Source organism: Paenibacillus thalictri (assembly GCF_004307995.1).
Taxonomy (GTDB): Bacteria; Bacillota; Bacilli; order Paenibacillales; family NBRC-103111; genus Paenibacillus_AF; species Paenibacillus_AF thalictri.
In genome coordinates this window covers 192,593-215,014 of the sequence record NZ_SIRE01000007.1, presented here as the reverse complement: position 1 = coordinate 215,014, position 22,422 = coordinate 192,593, and the positions used below count along the sequence as shown (strand labels likewise).

The window sequence follows — 22,422 nt, the reverse complement described above, 5'->3', positions numbered from 1 at the left end:
TTGCAAGTTCCGCGTCAGACCCTAAGCCAAAACACCCGGAGAAGATCGTCGATCTTCTCCGGGTTGTTTGTAAGCTTCCTGCTTTACTTGCCGGCAGCCTAGCTGATCATAATATTTGCAGCCTTTCCTCCTTGCTTTACCGTGCAGATGCGATGACTTGATTCGTGATGCGGTATCTGTTCGCCGCTTTATGCAGACAACGTCTCAGCCGCCCGACGATTTTCGCCGCTTCGGCGCGATACCGTAAACCATACACAGCCCAGCGCAGCCATAACAGCGGCGGAAGTCCACAAGGCGGTATGAATATCCATCGAATATCCGGCCACCGGGCCAAGCGCGGAACCTACATCAAGCGCCAAGGTGTAGAAAGTAACGACAGCCACTTTGATCGACGCTGATGCGGCGTTTGTCACCAGCACATCAATCGCTGTTGTCAGTATTGTCGATGTAAGCATGATGCCAATTACAAACACGACCCATATCCAGAACGGCAGCGCAAACGGGATCACCGCCAAAAACAAAGCCGCTCCTACCAGCACGGCTGCAAGCAGCCGGCTTTTACGCGCCGTTCGGTCGAATCTGCGGCCAAACCACGGGGACAGCCATGGCCCCCAGCCCCAACGCAAAGCTTGCAAAATTCCCGACACCGTAGTAGCTCCAATCAATACACCGGCGAGTGAAACCGTAGGATATTGCACGGTAATAAGGTGGCTGAGCGTTGCGGTGAGCATCCCTTCGCAAAACATGGAAACAAGCAATGCCGTCATGACGATAAATACGACGCCCGATCCCCCTTGAAGCAATAAGCGCAGCACGGAAGCGCTTCCAGCCGGGCGGTTCGTTTGTCCGCCTGGGGCCGGTTCTGATTCGCTATGTTTTGGTTTAAGTTCGCCATGTTTCGGAACGGCATGTGCCGATCCGGTACCATCCCCGAGAGCCGCCGCTTGCGGCGCGGCATGCTTCCATATCAGCGGCAGCGCAATCAACGGCACAATACCAAGCGCAAGCGCGATTGGCCGCAGACCGAACAAATCCGCCATGACGCCGCCCACCAGCATCCCGACAAGACTGCCAAGCCGGTATACGCCATTGTAAGTGCCCATCAGATCTCCCCGGTTTCGCTCGTCGGACAAATCGATAATCGTCAAATAAGCGCCGATACGCAAAAAGGTCCACGATACTCCCCATAAGCAGCGAAGTACGATCCACCAGGCAAACCCGCTTAGCAGCCCATACGACGTTGTCGTTATAAAAGCAAGCAGCACCGAGATGACAAGCCCTGTCCGCTTATCCATTCTCGAATACAACCAGCCGATCAACGGGCTGAGCGGCAGACGGACAAGCCGGTTCACGGACAGCAGTATGCCCACCTCCCACAAAGAGGCAAGACCAACCTCACGCCAATACACAGGCAGTGCAATATAGAGCATTGAATCGCCCATCAAACAAACCGCCGTCACCAGCGCCATCATCTTCACTTGTTTTTTATTGTTATTCGTCTATCCCGCCCCCTTCCTTGTTCCATTACTTTAATCCAATGCGCGTTAATGTGCAATAATCAGTTTTTTTGGCGCGTATAGTTTAAAGATAAAGCAGGAACAAACAAAGATAAGCATAAATTAGATTTTTACATAAGCTATGGAAAATCAAACGGCTCACATAGTTTCATATGCTGACATCTTAAATTTGATAGACAAAAAAGCATCCGCCAACAGCGGATGCTTTCTTCATATTGCCTTCCATTACGAATCCTTGTATCCGACGGATAACCGTTCCTGTACAACCGCCGTTTCATGGCCCTCGCGCAGCGTAGGAGGCAGGTACCCATCCGCGGTTTTGTTCGGCTTGAAAAATCCCCCGGGATGCGGGATATCCTGCCACTTGGCTCCATCCCCGTTAAACTGCGGCATCCATGGCGCAAGCGCCTCGAACATTTCGTCGCACATACTCCAGACGTCGCGTGTCGTACACACGGCCGCCGTCAGCGGATCGTGCAGCACGGCTAGTTTCACCAGCTCGCGGTCCCCCGTCAGCGCCGCCTGTACGGCCATTTCCTGCACACTGATGCTGGTCCGGCACGTTGCTGCGCACTGCAGCGGGAGATCTCCGGCCCAAGCGACATTAATTCCGTTGCGATCGACGTAACATGGAATTTCGATCGTACAGCCGTCCGGCAAATTCGTAATAAAACCTTTATTTTCAATATTAAAATGGCCCCGGTACGTCTTGCCCGTCTCCAACGCTTCTATAATATAGGAACCGTGCTCGTCGGAACGTTGGCCGAGCTTAATGTATTCCGCTTCCCCGCTCATCCATTTCGGATACATTTCCAAGTACTCGTCTCGTTTGGAGATGCAGTGATTCAAGTACCCGGCTGTCCGGCCGCCGATCCATTCGTCCTGATAAATCCACTGGGCGGCTTCCTCTTTGCGTTTTCTGTACCATGGCAAATATTCGCTTAAGTGACCGTTCGACTCCGTGGAATAATAACCGAAGCGGCGCAGCACGTCGATGCGGCAAGGCTCGCGTTTGGACAATTCGGGATGTTTCTCGAACGCTTCAAGCAAAAATGGAGTCATGTCCCGGCCTTGATGCGTCACCCGGATGTACCAGGTCTGATGGTTGATGCCCGCACATATGAAATCGACTTCTTCCTGCGGCAGCCCGAGCGCCCGCGAGATTTGCCGATGGCCTCCCTGCACGCCATGGCATAAACCGACCACGTGAATGCCCCCGGCGCGCCGCAGCGCCCAAGTGTTCATCGCCATCGGATTGGAGTAGTTCAGCAGCAGTGCGTTTGGCGCCGTTTCCCGCATATCTTTGGCTATGCCAAGCAGCACCGGAATCGTCCGCATCGCAAAAAAGATGCCGCCCGGTCCAAGCGTATCGCCCACGCATTGATCGACTCCGTATTTCAGCGGGATCTCCACGTCGTGACGAAACGCTTCAAGCCCCCCTACACGGGCCATACATATCACATAGTCCGCTCCGGCGATGGCTTCGCGCTGAATAGTCGTTTCAACGATTTGGGCGGCCAGCCCGTTTTTCTCAATCATGTTACGGCACAAGTCGCCGACCATTCGCAAATTGTCCGCATCGATGTCCATTAAGCGAAATTCCGTATCGCGGAATGCCTCCACCGCTAGAATGTCCATCATAAGCCGTCGCGTAAAACCGATGCTGCCCGCACCGATCATTGCCACTTTAAGCATCGTATCTTCCTCCATATCGTCGTATATTGCCATTCGCTGTTGAAACCGTTTCCCGCAATATCAACGTTATTATATTTGCAGCGACGCTTCAATGGTAATTAACTGCGATATAGAGGTAAAATATTGCTCATCCACGCAGACCGGGGCAGTATGTTTCATTTTCCTTAACCGAATACCTCCGCTTTGTTTTATAATGGGAGAACGACATCCATCCACAGCTGGCTTCAACGAGAATGCAGCACATTCATGCGGGAGGCATACATCAATTATGCATACCAAAATAAAAGAACCCTTCAGTCATTCCTACGGGTTCCGGTTTCGTGAAGTCCCTTCCTTCGACTTGGCACAAATTCAAGGGGTCGGCTGGGAAAACAGAACAAGCGCCGACTATTATTGGGACGGCATGCAGCGCGGAGACGAAGGGCTGATGTTATTCCAATACACGTTATCGGGACGGGGGTCGATGATGCTTGAAGATCAGATCCATCCGCTTGTTCCCGGCAAAGCGTTTCTCGTCTGGATCCCAAGCCGCCATGTGTACTTTTTCCCGAAGGACAGCGATCACTGGGAATATGTGTACATTTTGATGAAAGGGGAGCGGCTGTACGCGCCTTATCTGGAATGGATACAAAAAATGGGCCATTTCCCTGAATTTCAGGTCGACAGCCCACCTATCCGCATGTTGAATACGATTTTGGAGAAAGCCAAACAACGGCAAATTACCGACAGCTTCATTAATTCATCTTATGCCTACCAATTCGCCATTGAGCTGTCGCGCAGCACCAGCGTTGTTCACGCCCAGCCGCCTATGCCGGACGCGATTCAAAAAACGCTGAATTATATCGAATTAAATTATGACCGCATCGGCAATCTGGACGATATGGCCGACTTCGCGGGCTTGTCCAAATATTATTTTCTCAGGCAGTTTCAGCGTTATACCGGCATGACGCCGCTGGAATACCTGAACAAGCTGCGAATCGAAAAAGCCGCCGGACTGCTGCGAACGACCCGCCAGACGGTCAATGAAATCGCAAGTACGGTCGGCTTTACCGACGGCAATTATTTCTCCAAAGTATTCAAGAGCTGGGTCGGCATGCCGCCCGGCAAATTCCGCAGCGAACAAAGCCTAGCAGCCGACCATTTGTTTTTGAATTAGGAGTTTGTCCATACGAAGCAACGATGGATTTATTCATGCCTGCGGCTATTGCGGAGAATGGGATTGTTACTCTCTCTTCATAGCTACATGAATAAAAATCCATCAAAATCGTTGGACAACTCCTAAGCGTTTTTAACGTAAAGTCTGCTTGTTGCTTCCCATAGTTCCCCGGATGTTAGCGAAAACAAGCCGGTTTCTTCCGCAGGCAGCTGCACATGCGGCGCATTGACGAGATTCATCTGCGGCTCAGGGCAGAAGAAACCCGGGGTTGCTCCATTGTTCCAGATCATCCACATCTTGTACGATGTGCCCGCATCGTAAACTAACGTCACCTTTTCGCGCAGGTCGGTCAGCTCGCCGCGGTTTCTGCCGTTTTGCGGCACCGCGGTGTAATGGTTGTCCATCGACTCAAAAAACGGATAAATGCCTTCGCCTTTCAACTGCTCCTCCTGAGCGGAAAGCGGCTGCTTTTCAGCGGTCGGCAGCATCCGCTCATCCAGCTCCCAGCGGCTGCCCAGCGTCATCTTGAAGCGGTAATCCTCGGCTTTGCTGCCCGGCGCAAACGGGGCATTCAGCGAAGTATGGAATGCCAGCAGACACGGCATCGGCTCCGCACCGTCATTGCGGATCAGCACGTGCTGCTGCAATCCTTTATCGCTTAACGTATATCGCAATTGGAACGTAAACTCATGCGGGAAAAACTCATACACCGAATGCGCTGCATCCACTTTGATCGACAGCTGCACAAAGCTTTCTTCGCCGTTTACCCCGTATTGCTCCACCTTCCACGGCACGCTGTGCAGAAATCCGTGAAGATGGTTTCCCGTCGCGGGTTCGTTAACAGGAAACGTATACGTGCGGCCGTTCCATGGGAACTTGCCGTCCTCGTAGCGGTTCGGCGGAAACAGCACCGGAATGCCATGAACAAACGGCCGGGCGCGGAATTGCTCCATTTCCTCAAGGCCCGGTTCATGCAGGAAATGATAACCTTTCTCCGTATCCCGGAATGCGATCAGATTGCCGCCGATGTTTGGCAGCACCGCCGCCTCATAGGGACCTGCGTTCAGCCAAACGGCCGGTTCGCCGAAATATTGCTGTTCGAATGCGCGTGCCATGTCATTAACCCTCCTGGTTACCTATCTTAAAATTGAGTTTGTCCCGCTCCGCCGGCGCTACGACTTCATGTCGGGGAGCTTGCCTTCGTTAATCGCTTTAATCCATTCCAGGGGTACCTTCGGTTTACGGTCATAGGTGAGCAGCCCGTTGATCTCCTGCTCCACATCGGTGAGCTGGGTGTAACAGAAACCCTGCACAATCGGAGATTCCAGCAGCGGATGCACAACAGCCGCAAGACGGCTGACAAAATCCCCGTCGCTTTCGGCTGCCGAATACCCCCAGCCCTCCCATTCGCTTTTGCGGAAAGAGATGCCGCCGAACTCGGTCACCAGGATCGGTTCTTGGTCGCGGGCATAACCCGGCACATAGATCCACCGCTTGCCCGGCTTGGAGCTTACTGCGGTATCGGCGCTGCCGTATCTGTGGGCGAGCACCTCCCGGCTGCTTTCATAATCGTGAATCGTGCACAGGTCGGACTTTACGTGTTCCCAGCCGTCGTTGGAAATGACCGGACGTGTCGGATCCAGCGATTTGGTCAAATAATACATTGCGAGCGCGTGATCCTGTTGAGCTTTGTCCACAAGAATATTCGGAACGCCCCAGCTTTCATTAAGCGGCACCCAGGCGACAACACAAGGATGGTTGTAGTCTCGCTCGACGGCTTCCACCCATTCGCTTGTCATGCGGGACACATATTGCTCGGAGTAGATGTAAGCGTTGGCCATTTCACCCCAGACGAGCAGCCCCAGCTTGTCGCACCAGTACAAATAACGCGGGTCTTCCACCTTCTGATGCTTGCGCGCTCCGTTAAAGCCCATGGCTTTAGTATACTCGACATCGGCGCGAAGCGCATCGTCGGAAGGCGCCGTAAGCAGCCCTTCGGGAAAATAACCTTGATCGAGCACCAGCTTCATATAATAAGGACGGTTATTGAGGCACAACACGCCATCTTCGACCGAAATTTTGCGCATCCCAAAATAGCTTTGCACGTGGTCCGCTTCGACTCCGTCCACAAGCAGCACCCATTCGATATCGTACAAATTCGGCCGCTCCGGCGTCCATTTCCGCCCCGTTTTGTCGCCGTTGGTGTCGTAAAGGCGGATGTGTCTGCTTTCTTCGTTTTGCTGCAAGGTAATGACATCTTCGGAGATCAGAACGTCTGCAAAACGGATGATTGTTTTCAACTGCACTTTGCTTTGCCCGAAGGAACCGTTTACAAAGACACGCACGCCGACTTGATCCTTGTCGATATCCGGCGTCAGCTTTACCTTATCGATGTGCAAAGCTTCAACCGGCTCCATCCAAACCGTTTGCCAAATTCCCGTTGTCCGCGTGTAAAAAATGCCCCGCGATTTCTCTTCCCAGAACTGTTTGCCGCGCGGAAGCGTCATATCTTTGCTGTAGTCGCGGGCGCGGACTACGACGGCATTCTCGCCGTCGCGCAGCGCACTTGTCACATCGGCGGAAAACGGAGTATGCCCTCCCGTATGCGTAGCGACCAAACGTCCGTTCACCCAAACGCTTGCCTCGTAATCGACGGCTCCAAAATGAAGCAACACCGATTTATCGGCAAATTCCGGCGGCAGCGTCACCGCCTTGCGGTACCACACGATATCGTGAAAGCCGGTCTCGCCGATACCGCTGAGCTCGCTCTGAAAACAGAAAGGCACCTGGATGCGCTTGTCGAACACTTGCTTGCCATCCTCAAACCAAGCTTCCCGTTCGCCCGTATTTTCATCGTCAAAGGCGAACTCCCATTCTCCATTTAAATTAAGCCAGTCGTTTCTTACAAATTGAGGACGCGGATATTCCATTCTTTGCGGCATGCGCTAACACCTCTTATAACATTGTATTTTGACAATACACTTTATCATATTATAATGATTATATTACAATGCATCGTACCCGCTGTAAATAACTTTATCAAGATGAGGAGCTTGCGCACCATGACGTTAGCAGGCAACGAAAAGAAGGTCCCTGCCCCCCAACTGCTGGAAATGGCCAAAGCGCTGTCCAGCGATTTGAGATTGCGTATATTAGAGGTTCTAGGAGATAAACCGATGAGTGTCACCGAGCTGGCCAAGCTGCTTGGTTTCGCCCAACCTACCGTGTCCATTAATGTCGCCATTCTGGAAGAAGCCGGTTTAATCGAAACGGCGCAGCGCTTCGGAAGGGGCAAGCAGTGCTCGCGTACGTGCGACTCCATCGTTTTGGAGCTGCCGCGAAGCTACGGAGACATTTCCGAGGAATGGAAAACTGTCGAAATGCCCGTCGGGATGTACAACGAATTTCGGGTCAAATCGCCGTGCGGACTGATCGGCCAGAATGGGCTGATCGGTCAGGTGGACGAGCCGCGTTCCTTTTATTTGCCCGAACGGTCCGGGGCGATGTTAATTTGGTTCAGTGAAGACGGATATGTGGAATACCGGTTTCCGAACGTGCTGCCGTCCGAAGCGGACTACAAGGCGATTGCGGTCAGCGCGGAACTGTGCTCGGAATTTATCGGATATAAGGAAGATTGGCCTTCGGACATTACGCTTTCCATTAATGGAAGAGAAATCGGGACGTATACAAGCACAGGCGACTTCGGGGAAAATAAAGGGGCTTATACGCCAAGCTGGTGGTACGGGGGTACGCAGCACGGGCAATTGACCGAATGGCGGGTCGGCGCCGATGGCAGTTTGCTGAACGGTCAGCCGTGCTCCGCTATGAAGATAAACGATTTGGGGCTGGAGCGGGAAGAAACGATTGTCGTCCGCTTTGAGGTGAAAGCGGGCGCCCGGAACCGGGGAGGGCTGAATTTGTTCGGCGCCTGCTTTGGCAATGAACAGCAGGCGATCCGGCTCACTTTTATCAGGTAAAAGCGTCGAATACGCAAAACAAGCGCAGCACGTTAATGACGGCGCGGGAAAGGCGGATGCCCTCCCCGCACGCCAAGTTGGAGCCGTATGCGGTCATAAGTTAAATAAACATGCCGCCGTCGACCTTGACCGTTTCCCCTGTGACAAACGGCGAATAAGCGATCAGCGAATAGGCGGTTTCGGCGACATCCTCCGGAGTCGCCACGCGGCCCAGCGGCGTTCCTTCGCCAAGCTTTCTGACGTGCTCCTCCTGGCCTTCCACCCATCTCGTCTGCACGATACCGGGAGCGATGCTGTTCACACGCACCTCCGGAGCCATCACGCGGGCCAGCGATTTCGTCACGCTGATCGCCGCCGCTTTGGACGCCGCGTAAGCGATTGAGCTGCCAAGCCCCGTTATGCCGGCAACGGAAGTGATGTTGACGATGCAGCCCAGCTGCTTTTTCAGCTCGGGATAAGCCGCACGGCAGCAGTTAAACATGCCCTTGACGTTAACGTCCATCACCCGGTCCCAATATTCTTCTTTTAGCCCTTCCAGGTCGTCGTGCTTGACGAAATCCGTCACGCCCGCATTGTTCACCAAAATGTCCACCCGGCCAAACGACTCGACGGCAAAACCAATCATGCCGCGAACAGCCGCATCGTCAGCGACCGAACCTTTAAACAGCTCGCAGCGGACACCTAAGGCTTCGATCTCTTGTTTCGTATCAAGCGCATCCTGCTCCGACCGCGAGTAATTAACGACGATGTCGGCTCCTTCCTTCGCCAAGCGAAGCGCGATCGCTTTCCCAATACCTGTCGCTCCCCCGGTAATGACTGCACATCTCCCTTTCAAGCCAGTCCCCTCCTTCATGCTTGTCTTCATCTCCACTATAAACAAAAAGATCGCGTAAATAAATGATATGCATAAAATTTCAATGGAAAATCCATCCTACCAAGGGGGTGAGCATCCATTGTGAAGCAGTCTGCCGTGTCTTCGAATCTATCCGGACAACTCATTCAATTATTCGGGCAAAATTCCGATTTTGTTCATCAGGAATACATGTTATTCGGGTACAAAGCGGAGTTGTTTTATTTTCAATCGCTGGTCGACATCCAGAAAACGTTAGTTCATTTGCAGCAGTTCTACGATTCCGTCGGCACAGCCGCCGAAGACTTTATCCAAGCTTCGCTGGCCTGCGGCGGTAACAGCGAAATACCCGAAAGCGAGCTTGCAGGCGAGCTGATCGACGGAAAACTTGTCGTCCTGCCGCAAACCGGGCATAACCACCGTGTTGTGTTTGAGCCTGTGTCCCCTTCCATCCAGAGAAGCATCACTTCACCGCAAAACGACAATGTGATTCAATCGTCGTTTGACGCTTTTACGGAAGCGCTGCCTATCAACCTTAGTCTGCTGCGCACTAAATTGAAAAACGAAAGGCTGATCGTCAAAACGTTTACCGCCGGAGGCGTGCATCCGCGGCAAATCGGCGTCTGTTATATAGAGGGCATCGTTGTAGAAGAAGTGATTTCCGATATATCGGCAAAAATCGAGCGGATAAAAACAAAGAGTATCACCAATGTGCAGGAACTGCTTAAAATGCTTAAGCTTCCGCTGCTGACCCCCATGCCCGTGCTGCTTTCCTCCGAACTGCCTACGGAAACGGTCAAGTATCTGGAAGAAGGCAGAGTGGTCTTATTTATCGACGAGCATCCTTTTGCGCTTGCCGTTCCTGCGATCATCAGAGATTTATGGAGCATTCAGGCCGACTACAATTATCCGCTGCCTTTTACGGTCGCCATTCGGTTGATCCGTATTATGGGCATATTTATTGCTTCCATTATGCCTGCGTTATATGTCGCTTTGGTTAACGTCAATCCCGAGTCTCTGCGGATTCAGCTTGCCTTATCGATTTCCAAAAGCAGGGAAGCCGTGCCGTATCCGGCTATCATCGAAGTTGTTATGATGCTGCTTGTGTTGGAGATGCTCATCGAATCCAGCATCCGGCTTCCGAAAAGCATAGGTCCGACAGTCACCACAGTCGGAGGTATCGTGCTAGGCCAAGCGGTAGTGCAAGCCGAATTGGTCAGCAATCTGCTCATCATCATCCTGGCTGTAACGGCGATTTCCAATTTCTCCATGACGGGGTATCAGAACACGATTCTTGTGCGACTGGTGAAATATTTTATGTTATTGCTGGGCTCCATGCTTGGCGTATTGGGGATCGCCATCGGGATCATGCTGGTCATTATCTATTTCTCCGGGCTAACCATATGCAAAGTTCCTTATATCAGCTTCAGCTTGAAGGGCAGGAGTCATCATGAATAAAGTTAAGCCGCTTGCCGCTTTTTTTATCGTTCACCTGTCCTTGATGTGGCACTCCTATCCGCAAGTGAGCATCAGCTCGGCTAATTCGGGGCATTGGGAACCTATTGTATTAAGTCTGCTTGCGGAAGCCGTTTTGTTCGCAGCGCTTCTGAAAGGATTATCGGCCTTCCCCAATCAAAGCTTGATGGACATTTTCGATAATAAACTTAAGAAATGGGCGGCAAGAATCGTCTTATTGCCCTTTCTTTGTTATTTGCTGCTGACCTTATCCTTAACCACAATGATGAACACTTCGCTGCTGACCGTCACTTTCCTTCGCGATACACCGATATGGGTACTGACCTTGCTTCTTGTCATCCCCTTATATGCCGTCAGGCAAGGGCTGGAAGGAATATTCCGGGCCACCCTAGTGTTTATGATCATTTCCGGGCCGGTCATTTTATTCTCGCTTGCCAGCACTGCGGCTAACTACGATATTCACAATGTCATGCCCTTCTGGGACACGAAATTGTCTTTTTTAAGCAATCCGGCTTATTATTCCAGCCTGCTGGCGTTTTCCGGATTTACGGTTGTCGGCTTTTTTTCCGGTAAAGATCGCGTTTTATTCAGCCGGTGGCGGTACATCCTGCCGGCCTTTCTGATTCTTCTTGTCTGTTATTTGCTGTTCACCTATATTCCACTGCTTATTTTCGGAAAAGAAGCGGCGTCGAAACTGCAGTATGCGATGAGTATGTCCATGGATACGGTCGAAATCGAATGGCTTTTTTTTGACCGGCTCTCCTTGTTTTACATTATAGCGTCGTTAGTCTTGGTATTCGTCTATGCGTCCTTGTTGTTATGGATGATGGTTGAAGTGACCCGTAAGTTGTATCTTCCGGTCCCGGTAACTTATTTACAAATCGGATTTACCTGTGCCGCGTATGGGATTACCATGTCCATCCCGAACCAAACGACGGGTGAAAAGCTGTTTAATCTTGACTCCCGGATCTCGATTTATTGCATGGTTGCCGTCCCTGTTATCGTATACATGATGAGTTGGAGCAAAAGGAGAAGTCCTGTATGAAACCGGGTTTTGCGGTTAAAGCCGCCATTTTGCTTTGCAGCGTGTGCTGCTTAAGCGGCTGTTGGGGGCATAAAGACATTAATCGCCGGCTGCTGCCGATCGTGCTTGGCGTATCGGAAGGAAAGCAGGAGAAATATCATGTGGTTTTGCGGATACCGGTGCCGGGCAAAGAAATGATCAGGTCTATCGAAGTGGAGGCGGAAACGATAGGCAAGGCGGTTGACAAAATACGGGCCGATGCCGAGCAAAGCCTCGATTTGCTGCATACAAAGCTGCTGCTGATCGATGAACCTCTAGCCCGCAAAGGGATCAGAAGTATTTTGGATTACACGATACGTTCCAAGGAATTGACGCCAAAAGCGTTAATGGCCATCGTATCGGGCGATTTCGAGCAACTGATGGAAGATAAACGAAAAACGACCGTCGGCACGATTTCCTTTGACTTCTTCAGCAAAGAAGCGGGATGGACGCCGCGAATTTCCATCGTTCACGCCTGGGAGGCGTACCGGGACATTCAATCCTACACAAGAGATATGGCGGTGCCAATTATATCTAAAGGCAAGGATACGTTATATCATTTGGAAGGTTCGGCCATTATGCAGGGAGACCGGATGGCGGCGAAAATATCGCCCGATGAAACAATCATCTACAACTTGTTTCAAGGGATGTACGTGGAAGGGACAATTGACGTAATGGATCATGCAACCGTCGTTACCGATCAGGTTACCGTCAGCAACAAGGCCGTTTGGGACGGAGCTCAGCCGAAAATACTCATTACGTTGAAGGTCAGCGCAACAATCGAAGAGAAGCAGGGAAAAACAAATGAGGACATCATCAAAAAAGAGTTGGAGCAGCTTATCGCAAACAGATTCAAGAAGTTGTTCCAAACTTTGCAGGACAACAACTCCGATGCGCTTGGCTTGGGACGGTATTTCAGAAACACGCTGACGGAGGAACAGAGAAAAAACTGGAAACCGCAGCTGTTTCCGAAGCTGCAATGCGAAACGGTCATAGACGTAGACATCCGCAACAACGAAAACTTGAAGTAACACCTAAAGGGACGATACGCATGAATATAAGCGCATCGTCCCCTGTGCAAAAAAAGCGGTTTTACGGCTGATTGACCAGCACAAGTATGGAAGAGAACACTTCCCGCAAAGCTCCCGGCGTTTCAACCCCGTTCACTTTGTTGATCGGCGTATTTTTCACCTCGTAGACGCCGGTTGCAGCGTTCAGCGTGGCAGCTGTCGTGGAACCGCCGCCGTCCATATTCAGAGCCTGGTAAGCGCCCAGCTCTTTCATGTACAGCCCCAGCTCTTCAATGTAGAAGCCGGTGGAGCTGTTAGCTCCGCGCCCGTCGATGGTAAGGAAAAATACCGTGCCGTTGCTGCGGATGCCAACCGCCGTTCGGGGATGCCGGTCTTTGTAGCGGTAGTACGTTTGCTCGTCATAATTCGGATCGCTCGGATTGGAGATGACCTGGCCGCTGAAACTTTGCGCGACGCCGTCTTTTACGACCCGGAACTGTCCGCCGGAAGCTTGGTACAAATCGTTTTTCAGCGCCTGCCAATCCGTGCTGTAGTTGCCGATGACGGGGGTACCGTCGTCTTTGATGCCAAAGAAGGCGTGGAACGGATACGTTTTGCCGTCAACTCCGGGTACGCGAACGCCGTTGATAATGGAGGAGCCGTCTTTGATCATGTAACCTTCGGGACCTTGCTCCGTGTAAAACTCGCCGTTGACGCCGGCAACAACTTTTTTCCCGGCAATTACCGTTGTCGCCGCCTGCTCGGGAATCGTGCCTTTAAACACGTCGTGTCCGTCGGAGCCTACGGTGCGAACGTAGTTGCCGTTAGTGTCGGTCGGCGGAATCTGATTGTTTTTCGTGCCCACGATGATCGAGTTTTGCGGAAGCGTCAAGTTGACGTCGATGATGTTGGCTTTCTGGATGTTGCCGTTCACATCAACAAAGTCCATCTGCCTATGCGAAACGCCGGTCGAAAGTGTATTGGATTCGTCTCTGAACACTCTGAAGATAATCGGGTTGGATTGAGCGGCCGGAAGGTTCGGGAAAATCTGCAGCACCGGCCGGCCCAGCGTAGGGCTCATTTTCCAGATGACGGAAAAATTCCAACCGAGCGTGCTTTCATATGTCGACTGCGTGCCAAGCGCGCTGTCCGTCACGGACAAACCTTTGTTGTTGCTTGCTGTTCCGCCCGTTACAACCGCTCCTTGAACAAGCGCATTGGTCGAAGCGATGTTGTTCTGGAACGTCGGCGTGCCGTTGACCCGCCCGGTAATTCTGGAAATATTGGAGCCGCCTCCGTTGGTGATCGTACCGGCCAGCAGCGCGTTGTTTTTAATCACGGCGTTTGTATACGCATAAGCCGATATGCCGCCGGTATTGTTCAGCTCGGAATACACATTGGGTTTCGCATAAGACGACGCCAGCGTCGAGCCGCTTTCCGACACTGCCGCCAAGGCGCCGCTTTCACCTTTGGCTTTGACGATGATATCCGTGTAGCAGTTTTTGATGCTGCCGTAATTGTGTGCGGTAATGCCGCCGCTGCGGTAGCCCCCGACAACAACGCCGGTGACGAAACTTTCCCGGATCGTGCCGTGATTTGCAGCGGCGATACCTGCCGCCCAATCGTCCTGAGCCGTATTGATGCCAATGACCGCCGCATTCGCAAAACCGATTTTTTCCACAATCCCGGTATTATCCGCCATAAACGCGGCTTTGGGCCGTGTGGCGCTTCCTGTCACCGTCAGGTTGGAGATGATATGCCCGTCGCCGTCGAGTGTCCCGCTAAAGGAAGGGAGCGGCACAAACGCGCCGGTTAATGTAATGTCGGCCGTCAGCTTGAAATCCCCCGACGGGTTGCTGCGGATCAGCTCCAAATCGGCCGCCGAAGCGATTACCGTATCTTTCCGCTCCTGCACGTGCCGCAAAATAGGCCGGCCCAGCACGGTGCTCATTTCCCAGACGGAGTAAAAATCCCAGCCCAGCGTATCCTCATAGGTCTTCAATTGCTTGAGCTCGTTATCCGTCACGGACAAGCCCTGATTATTGCCGGCCGTTCCGCCTGACACTGCCGCCCCTTGAACTAGCGCGTTCGCGGAAGCGATATTGTTCTGAAACGTCGGGGTGCCGTTCTCCCGGCCGGTAATTCTGGCGATATTGGTGTTGCCGCCGTTGGTGATTGTGCCGGCCAGCAGCGCGTTGTTTTTGATCGTGGCATTGGTGTAGGCATAAGCGGATATACCGCCGGTGTTGTTTAAAGCGGAATGCACATTAGGAATCGCATACGACGATTGCAGCGTTGAACCGCTTTCCGATACCGCAACTAATGCGCCGCTTTCGACGTTGGCGCTAACCGTCGTTTTGGTGTACACGTTCTGCACTTGGCTGTAATTGGTGACAACGATGCCGGCGCTGCGGTAACCGCCGGTGACCGAACCGGTCACAAAGCTTTCCCGGACCGTCCCTTTGTTGCTTCCGACCATGCCGCTTGCCCAAAACGTGGAGTTGGTGTCAAGGGAAGTGACGGATACGTTTACAAACCCGATTTTTTCGATGACGCCCAAATTTTCAACTATAAACGCCGCCTTAGGATGGGCCGCGTCCCCGACGATATGCAGTCCGGAGATGATGTGTCCGTTACCGTCCAACGTACCGCTGAAGGAAGGAATCGGATCAAAAGAGCCGGTGAAAGCGATGTCGGCGGTCAGCTTGAAGCTTCCTGACGGATTGCTGCGGATCAGCTCCAAATCCGCCTGGCTGCCGATGGAAGTGACCGTGTCCGCATGGACCCCGGACGGAGCTTGAAGCGTAAACAGCATGGATGTGAGCAAAACGATGCTCAGAAACAAGCGGGCCATTCTACTTGCAAAGCGCATTGCGTGTACCTCCCGAGATAAGGTATAGTTTTACCTTGCGTTCCCCGTGTTGTCGGTGCTGCCAATGCTGTCGGTGTTGCATCAATGCCTGTTGCTGGCGGTGCGATCATGCTGCCTCTGCTGCCCGATGCTGTTAGCAGCAGGAGCAACCTGATCTGCCCGCATTGTCAGTATCTGCCGGTCTTGCCGGTGTAACGGTATGACCCTCAGTGACCGATCTTACAGATAGGTTACTCCTGCCCGGCCACCTCCTCAATCCAGACGGGAGACGTTGCCGCAAATTCGCCATCCTCCTGATACACCTTGACGAAATAATAACGCTGGTCGCACGGCAGCGACACCCGGCAGTCCATCTGCTGCCCGTTATGTTCAATCGCATGAAGTACGTGTCCGCGTTCGCCGATAATTTCGGCTTTGACGATGCGGCTGCCGGTATCGGCGCCAAACAGCGCTTTAATTTCCAGCTCCAGCATGTCGGTCCGCTGAATTCGCGAACCCATGATGGCCCCGTTCACCCGGAACCACACCTGCAAATGCAGCGCCGATGTAAAATACACCCGGTTGTGCCTGACCGCATCAAAGAAATGCTCCCTTGTCAGTTCGGCGGCCAGCACGCCGGTCCGCAGCGTATTTTCCGTGCCCCACTGTCCGTGGTGATTATCTTGACTGCCCACGGGTGAAATATGCCACCCTTTGTCCAGCGCCATCACGTAATAATAAAGTCCTCCGAGCTCCTTCGATTCGATCGTATTAATCTCCAGCATATACATCACTTTATCCAGCTCGGCGTCATACGGGTCGAATCCGTCGAGGTGGCGTTTGCCGCACGACCACGGGTGGTTCCATTGGTTGATCGAATCGGGATATTGCTTAAGCGTATCGTAATAATGCGGAATATCGTTATATTCGGTTTCGTAAGCGTTGATAAAAAAGTCCATATGATACGTATTCATGTGGCCAAACTGGTTGTACCAGGTCGTTTCCGCGCCAAAAAGGGCAAGGAAAGCGCCGTCCTCCGTTTTTCGCTCGGCCGTCCGCTGAATATCGACCCATTTGCGGCTGAGGTCCCAGTCCAAATAATGGTCGTACAAGTTGCTATGCTCGGTAATCGCCAGAAAATCAAGCCCCGCCGTATACCGCGCATAATCATACGCGTATTCCGGAACGCCGATGCCGTCCGAAAACCCGGTATGACTGTGCAAATTTCCGAAATACACATTGTATTCGCCTGTTGGCGCGGGCAGCGCTTGCGGACGCGGCTTCGGAGCCGGCAGAGGCGACTTTCGGACAAAAGCCAGCCAGTGAATTATGAGGTTCTGTTCAGGCGCAGCATCGGTAATGACCAAATAAACGTCATGAACGCCGGTCAGCAGCGACGCATCATTATGCGACAGCCGGCCGCCAAGAATGGACCAGCGCTTCCACTGCTTAAACAACACAAGCGAGCCGATTTTCTCTCCGTCCAAGGCGTCAACTCTAACTTCCAAGGTCATCCGTTTTTCCTTGTCCAGATTGGTAAACCCGAATTGCCCCCGCAGCTGATCGACACCGCCTGCCGTAAAATCGACCGCGCGGTACACAAGATAGCTGCCGGCTTCTCCGCCGACCAATACCCGGTCCTTCTGCCCGGCTTCGATTTCTTCCGTCTCCGTTTCATCGAACCCGCTCGCCTCATCACAGCTCACAGCGGCAAACTTACGCTGCGCCGCTTTGCGGAGCGCATCCGCAGCTGACGCCGACCCTTCGGCGGGTTCATGGCCAAATACTTGCACATCGCGGAGAATGGCTGTCTCTCCCGCCGAGCTGTACGTCACGGTAACCCGTATGTAACGGGCGTCAAAGCTGACGTCATAACGTTCTTCGCCGCCGGCCGTACCGTGCTGCTCCGTCTTTTCGGCGGCCGCGCTCCAATTCAAGTTATCTTCGCTGTATTCGATAAAATATAACGTCTCTTCATCCCCGCCCGAACCCGCTGCGATGCGGATTTGCGTGACGGGGCATATTTGCTGCAAGTCAAGCTTCCACCACTGGTAATAAGGCGCCCCAGCCCAATACGTATCGGCCTTGCCGTCAATCGCTTTTCCCGCTTCGCAGCCGGCCAGCTCATTGTCCGCCGTGGCGGTTTTACCTTTGCTCAGCAGAACGGCTTGCCCGTCCTGCGTGTTCCCGATTTGTCCCATTGTCGCTGTCTCCCATTCTGCCATAGATTCGCCATCTTCTTTTGACCGTTACCTTTTTACCGCAGTTACCCCTTGACCGCACCCATCATAACGCCTTTGACAAAATGCTTTTGCACCAGCGGATACAACAGCAGCATCGGTAGGCTTGACACAACAATCACTGCATACCGCACCCCTTCGACTAGAAGCAGCTGCTCCACCAGGCTTTCGCCGTCGCCGCCGGCCATGCCGTTCATGTTGTCCTGAATCAGAATGCTGCGGATCACCATCTGCAGCGGCAGCCGCCAATGATCGTTCAAATAGATTAATGCCGTAAAATACGAATTCCAATGAGCGACACCGTAATACATGATCATCACGGCGATGATCGGCCTCGATAGCGGCAGCACGATACTGGTTAGCGTCCGGATATTGCTGCAGCCGTCGATATAAGCGGCCTCATACAATTCCCCCGGAATGGACGTTTGAAAATACGTGCGCATAATAATCATGTTCCACACGCTGACCGCTCCCGGTATAACCATCGCCCACAGGTTGTTGTACAACCCAAGCCAATTTTTGTAGACCAGATACGTCGGAATCAGGCCGCCGTTAAACAACAACGTAAAGGTGAATATCAAGGTCAAAACATAACGTCCTCTAAAATCCGGGCGCGACAGCGCATAAGCGCCCATCGTTGTCATCACGATATTGACCGCCGTGCCTACCACAAGATAAATCGCGGAATTCCGGTAACCCAGCAATATGTCCGGATTTTGAAACACCTTTTGATAAGCGGACAATGTCACATGCTTCGGCAGCAGCCAAAGTTCCCCTTTGATGATCGACATCGGATCGCTGAATGAAGCGCTCACAATGTACAGCAGCGGGTACAGCGTTCCCAGCATGATGACCGTAAGTATCGTATATACCGCCACATCAAATATGCGGTCTCCCCGGCTTACCGATTTTGCGTAATCCATGTTCCCTGCTCTCCCATCACCATAAGCTGATGCCGCTGACTCGTTTGGCCACTTGGTTCACAATAATGATCAATACAAAGTTGATTACCGAATTAAACAGCCCGACGGCGGCGGAAAAGCTGTATTGCGAGCCAAGCAGGCCGATTTCGTACACATACGTGGAGATCACGCTGGATGAAGTCCGGTTCAGCTCGTTTTGCATCAGAAATATTTTTTCAAAGCCGATATCCATGATTGAGCCGAACTGAAAAATGAGCATAATTATCGCCGTCGGAATAAGGCATGGCACGGCAATATGAATCATGCGCTGAAATTTGCTGGCCCCGTCGATGATCGCCGCTTCGTACAAATGTGCGTCGACGCCGGCCAGCACGGCGATATACAACACGGAGCTGAAACCCATCGTCTGCCAAATGTCCGAAAAGACGTAAATCGACTTGAACATCCCCGGTTCGGTCATAAAATACACCGGTTCGCCCCCGAAATAGCTGATCACATGGTTCACCAGCCCTGTGGACGGCGCCAGAAACGCCATGACAATCCCGACCAGCACCACGGTGGAAAGAAAATAAGGCATAAATGTAATCGACTGCACGGTTTTTTTGAACCTTTTGCTGCGGACCTCGTTAATTAGCAGTGCAAACAGGATTGGCATCGGAAAAGCGACGGCAATTTGATACAAGCTGATGCCCACCGTGTTGCGGATTAACGTCCAAAACTGATAATTGTTGAAAAAGCGGATGAAATGCTTGAAACCTACCCACTGGCTGCCCCAGATCCCTTTGGCTACGGAAAAATCTTTAAAAGCAATCTGAATGCCGTACATCGGCAAATATTTGATAAGCAGAAAATACAGCACCACGGGCAGCACTAGCAGGTATAAATCCCAGTTTTTGCTGATCGATCGAGGAATGACCGCTTTGGAAACCCCTCTCCCCGAACCGGATGTCATAGGAACACTCCCTCGCCGCAAATGTCCGGCACGCCGCCGTAAAGCGCCCGCCGGGTCCTATCCTTACTTCTTGTAGCGCTCGTAAGCCGTCTCATACATCTTCTGCAAATCGCCGAGCCCCATTTTATTCAGCTGCGCCACGTAATCGTCGAATTTGTCGATCGATACCTTCCCTTGAATGAACTCGGCGGTACGTTGTTTGACAAGCCCGTTAATGTCCGCTTCCAGCGACTGCTTGTCGGCGGATTCCTGCGCGGTAAATCCGAACGGCGCCCACAGCTCCTTCGGCAGGTACGGCTGCAAGTTTTCAGCTGCCGCCTTAGCCGCAGGCTGGGTTTCGCCGCCTTTGAAATATTTCTCCAAAATAATCGTAGGCAAGGATCCGCCCGCATAAGGCACATATTTCGAGATCACCTGGTCAAACGACGAACCCGCCGGAATATTTTCCGTCAATTTCGGGATAAAGTCGTAGTTGCCGCTGCTGTCCTTCTGATATGTAGTGCCTTCGATGCCCATATACAACATGCGAATGCCTTCTTCGCCGTAAAAATAATCGATCCAGCGCATCGCCGCTTCCGGATTTTTGTTGGAGCTGCTGATCATAAACGCGCCTTTGGCCCCGAAATGTCCGCGTGCGCTCGTAAACAAGCGATCACCATGCGGGCCGGCCAGCGCCGTGCCCAGTCCGACAAAATCGTTGGCGTTTTTGTTGGCTAACGCCACAATATTGCCGAAAGCGAAAGCGCCGATTTGATTTTGCTCGTTTTTGGCCAGCACTTTTTTTCCGTCGTTTGTAAAAATCTCCTGATCGATCAGCTTGTTCTCATACAGCTTGCGCATATACGCCATCAGCTCTTTGTAGCCTTCGCTGGCCGGGAAAAACCGCAGCTTGCCGCTCTTCGGATCGACATCCCAGTTTTCGTTGCCGACGCCTTTGTTGGCAAGGCCAAACGACCCCCGCAAAATCCAGATCAGCTTGTCAAGCGTATCGGACGTTAACGGCACCTCGTCCTGCTTGCCGTTGCCGTTCGGATCGCCGTCGCGGAACGCCGTCAGCACATCGGTCAGCTCATCCGTTGTCGTAGGCAGCTTCTTGCCGGTCTTCTTCAGCCATTCCTGATTAAGAAACAGCTTGCTCGTAATTTCAATGCTTGGAGAATCCGTCAAATAAGGCATGGCATAAATGCTGCCGTCCGCCGTCTGCACACCTTTGCGGACATCGTTGTATTTTTGCATCAGCGCTTTAAAGTTCGGGGCATATTGATCGATCAAACCGTTCAGCTTCATAAAAGAACCCTCGGCGCCGTATTTGTCCACGTCGCTGTCCGGCGTCTTGGTGCGGTAGAAGATGTCGGGAAGCTGGTTGCTGGCCAGCGCCAGGTTGCGCTTCTCGGTAATGTCCGCGCTCGTATGCGCTTTCCAATCGATATGGATGCCGGTCATTTTCTCGTATTCCTGCCAAGCCAGAATATCGTTCCAATTCGTCGGCTGCGACGGACTGAGCAGCACCATCGCGGACATCGTCAGCGGCTGCTTGACGATCGGAAATCCGCTTGCGTTGAGATTGCTTGGGGCGGCGGGTTGACGATTGGCATCCGCCACTTGCTCCTGCCCGGCCTTGTCGCTTGTGCAGGCGGACAGCAGAACCAGCGAAAGCGCGGTGACGGCCGAAACGGAAATCGAAACCTTTTTGTTCATAAATAATAACCCCTTTCATCAATTGGATTACTGGTCTGACAACCTCCCACCGGCTATCTGCCGTCCGGCTGATCCCCGTAAGCGCCGTCATAAGCGGTCTTTTTCCGCAAAAATTGCTTGTACTTATATTTGTATTTCTCGCTGCGGATATAACTTTCGCAATATTCGATGCAGCGGTTTTGCGCGGTCGTAAGTCTCACTAAGTGCAATACGGCTTTGTTTTTCTTCAGCTGAAGCAGATCGGCGATGTTGATCGGGCAATTCACGGCTTCGGCTTCCACCTCCGCTTCCTCCGCCATCAGCCCCGAGCAGCGGAATATCGATAAATACAAGCCGTCTTTCTCCAGCCTCGCCTCATCCACATCCTCCATCAGCGAGCAAGGAACGGAGGCCCTTTCCCAGGCAAACGGCTCATCGCCGATCGAACGCAGGCGGGTTATTTCATAAACCAGCTCATGCTCGGACAGTCCGAAAATCCGCATCAGCAAGCTGCTCGGCTTCTTTTTCTGAAAGCCCAATAAGCGAAAATCCGATTCCAGCCCTTGCTTTTCGATTTCCTGAGACAAGCTGTAGTTGCTCGACAGCTCATGCTCGAACTTGGGCAATGCAACAAAGGTGCCTTTTCCTTGCTTGCGCACCAAATAGCCCTCTTGCACCAGCTCCTTCAGCACTTCCCGCACCGTCATGCGGCTGACGCCGTATTCGTCGCATAGCCCCCGCTCGCTCGGAATTTGGGAGCCGGGGGACCAGACCCTTTTCTTAATATTTTCAATCAGCTTGCTGCGTAATTGGTATTGCAATGTCACCGGCAAAGTATCGTCCAACAAAGCGATTCCCCCATAAATTATGATGTCTGTTTCGTCAAAACCGCCGATCTCCGCAATTCGAAGACAACGATTTCAACCTCTAACTGGTTATAACAATATAATAAGATAACAGGTGCTGTCAATACATTCCTGTAAAATAAATACGGCGATGCCGCAAGAAAAAATCAGAACAAAAAGACCGCAGTTC

The 22,422-nt window shown here is 52.3% G+C and carries 16 protein-coding genes; 5 read left to right on the top strand and 11 right to left on the bottom strand.

What is annotated here, in order from left to right:
• Positions 1-188 precede the first annotated feature (188 nt).
• Together EYB31_RS11345 and melA are read right to left on the bottom strand one after the other, a co-directional pair.
• A complete protein-coding gene (locus EYB31_RS11345; protein WP_240762346.1) occupies positions 189-1,472 on the bottom strand; it encodes an MFS transporter in 1,284 nt (427 codons plus the stop codon).
• Positions 1,473-1,742: 270 nt separating this feature from the next.
• Positions 1,743-3,212, bottom strand: coding sequence for an alpha-glucosidase/alpha-galactosidase (gene melA / locus EYB31_RS11340; RefSeq protein ID WP_131013436.1), 1,470 nt, complete (start codon positions 3,210-3,212; stop codon positions 1,743-1,745).
• 268 nt (positions 3,213-3,480) lie between these two features.
• On the opposite strand from melA, the gene EYB31_RS11335 reads away from it, so the two are divergent.
• On the top strand, positions 3,481-4,368 hold the full coding sequence (locus EYB31_RS11335; protein ID WP_165452347.1) for a helix-turn-helix domain-containing protein: 888 nt from the start codon (positions 3,481-3,483) through the stop codon (positions 4,366-4,368).
• Positions 4,369-4,490: 122 nt separating this feature from the next.
• Here EYB31_RS11335 and EYB31_RS11330 read toward each other — a convergent pair whose 3' ends face one another.
• Positions 4,491-5,483 (bottom strand): aldose 1-epimerase, encoded by a 993-nt coding sequence (locus tag EYB31_RS11330; protein WP_131013434.1) that lies wholly within the window; start codon positions 5,481-5,483, stop codon positions 4,491-4,493.
• A 57-nt stretch (positions 5,484-5,540) separates the two neighbouring features.
• Positions 5,541-7,310 (bottom strand): glycoside hydrolase family 2 protein, encoded by a 1,770-nt coding sequence (locus tag EYB31_RS11325; RefSeq protein WP_131013433.1) that lies wholly within the window; start codon positions 7,308-7,310, stop codon positions 5,541-5,543.
• A gap of 120 nt (positions 7,311-7,430) precedes the next feature.
• Between EYB31_RS11325 and EYB31_RS11320 the strand changes: the two genes are divergently transcribed.
• On the top strand, positions 7,431-8,345 hold the full coding sequence (locus tag EYB31_RS11320; protein WP_165452346.1) for an ArsR/SmtB family transcription factor: 915 nt from the start codon (positions 7,431-7,433) through the stop codon (positions 8,343-8,345).
• A gap of 100 nt (positions 8,346-8,445) precedes the next feature.
• Here the strand turns inward: EYB31_RS11320 and EYB31_RS11315 are convergent, their stop codons facing one another.
• Positions 8,446-9,180 (bottom strand): SDR family NAD(P)-dependent oxidoreductase, encoded by a 735-nt coding sequence (locus EYB31_RS11315; protein WP_240762314.1) that lies wholly within the window; start codon positions 9,178-9,180, stop codon positions 8,446-8,448.
• 120 nt (positions 9,181-9,300) lie between these two features.
• Between EYB31_RS11315 and EYB31_RS11310 the strand changes: the two genes are divergently transcribed.
• Genes EYB31_RS11310 through EYB31_RS11300 form a run of 3 tightly spaced genes read left to right on the top strand, consistent with a single transcriptional unit; the run spans position 9,301 to position 12,765 of the window.
• Entirely contained in the window at positions 9,301-10,653 is a 1,353-nt protein-coding gene (locus EYB31_RS11310; RefSeq protein ID WP_165452345.1) for a spore germination protein, read from the top strand.
• Positions 10,646-11,716, top strand: a complete 1,071-nt coding sequence (locus tag EYB31_RS11305; RefSeq protein ID WP_131013429.1) for a GerAB/ArcD/ProY family transporter — start codon at positions 10,646-10,648, stop codon at positions 11,714-11,716. Before EYB31_RS11310 ends, EYB31_RS11305 begins: the two co-directional genes overlap by 8 nt.
• A complete protein-coding gene (locus EYB31_RS11300; protein WP_131013428.1) occupies positions 11,713-12,765 on the top strand; it encodes a Ger(x)C family spore germination protein in 1,053 nt (350 codons plus the stop codon). Before EYB31_RS11305 ends, EYB31_RS11300 begins: the two co-directional genes overlap by 4 nt.
• Before the next feature lie 61 nt (positions 12,766-12,826).
• Here the strand turns inward: EYB31_RS11300 and EYB31_RS11295 are convergent, their stop codons facing one another.
• The 6 genes from EYB31_RS11295 to EYB31_RS11270 form a co-directional block, all read right to left on the bottom strand.
• Positions 12,827-15,616, bottom strand: coding sequence for a phosphodiester glycosidase family protein (locus EYB31_RS11295; RefSeq protein WP_131013427.1), 2,790 nt, complete (start codon positions 15,614-15,616; stop codon positions 12,827-12,829).
• A 230-nt stretch (positions 15,617-15,846) separates the two neighbouring features.
• Entirely contained in the window at positions 15,847-17,820 is a 1,974-nt protein-coding gene (locus EYB31_RS11290; protein WP_131013426.1) for a CehA/McbA family metallohydrolase, read from the bottom strand.
• A gap of 41 nt (positions 17,821-17,861) precedes the next feature.
• On the bottom strand, positions 17,862-18,758 hold the full coding sequence (locus EYB31_RS11285; RefSeq protein WP_131013425.1) for a carbohydrate ABC transporter permease: 897 nt from the start codon (positions 18,756-18,758) through the stop codon (positions 17,862-17,864).
• Positions 18,759-18,774: 16 nt separating this feature from the next.
• Positions 18,775-19,710, bottom strand: coding sequence for an ABC transporter permease (locus EYB31_RS11280; protein ID WP_131013424.1), 936 nt, complete (start codon positions 19,708-19,710; stop codon positions 18,775-18,777).
• A 63-nt stretch (positions 19,711-19,773) separates the two neighbouring features.
• The gene (locus tag EYB31_RS11275; protein ID WP_131013423.1) at positions 19,774-21,408 is read right to left on the bottom strand and encodes an extracellular solute-binding protein; all 1,635 of its coding nucleotides are present in this window, start codon (positions 21,406-21,408) and stop codon (positions 19,774-19,776) included.
• A gap of 53 nt (positions 21,409-21,461) precedes the next feature.
• Positions 21,462-22,232, bottom strand: a complete 771-nt coding sequence (locus tag EYB31_RS11270; RefSeq protein ID WP_240762312.1) for a GntR family transcriptional regulator — start codon at positions 22,230-22,232, stop codon at positions 21,462-21,464.
• Positions 22,233-22,422: the final 190 nt, after the last annotated feature.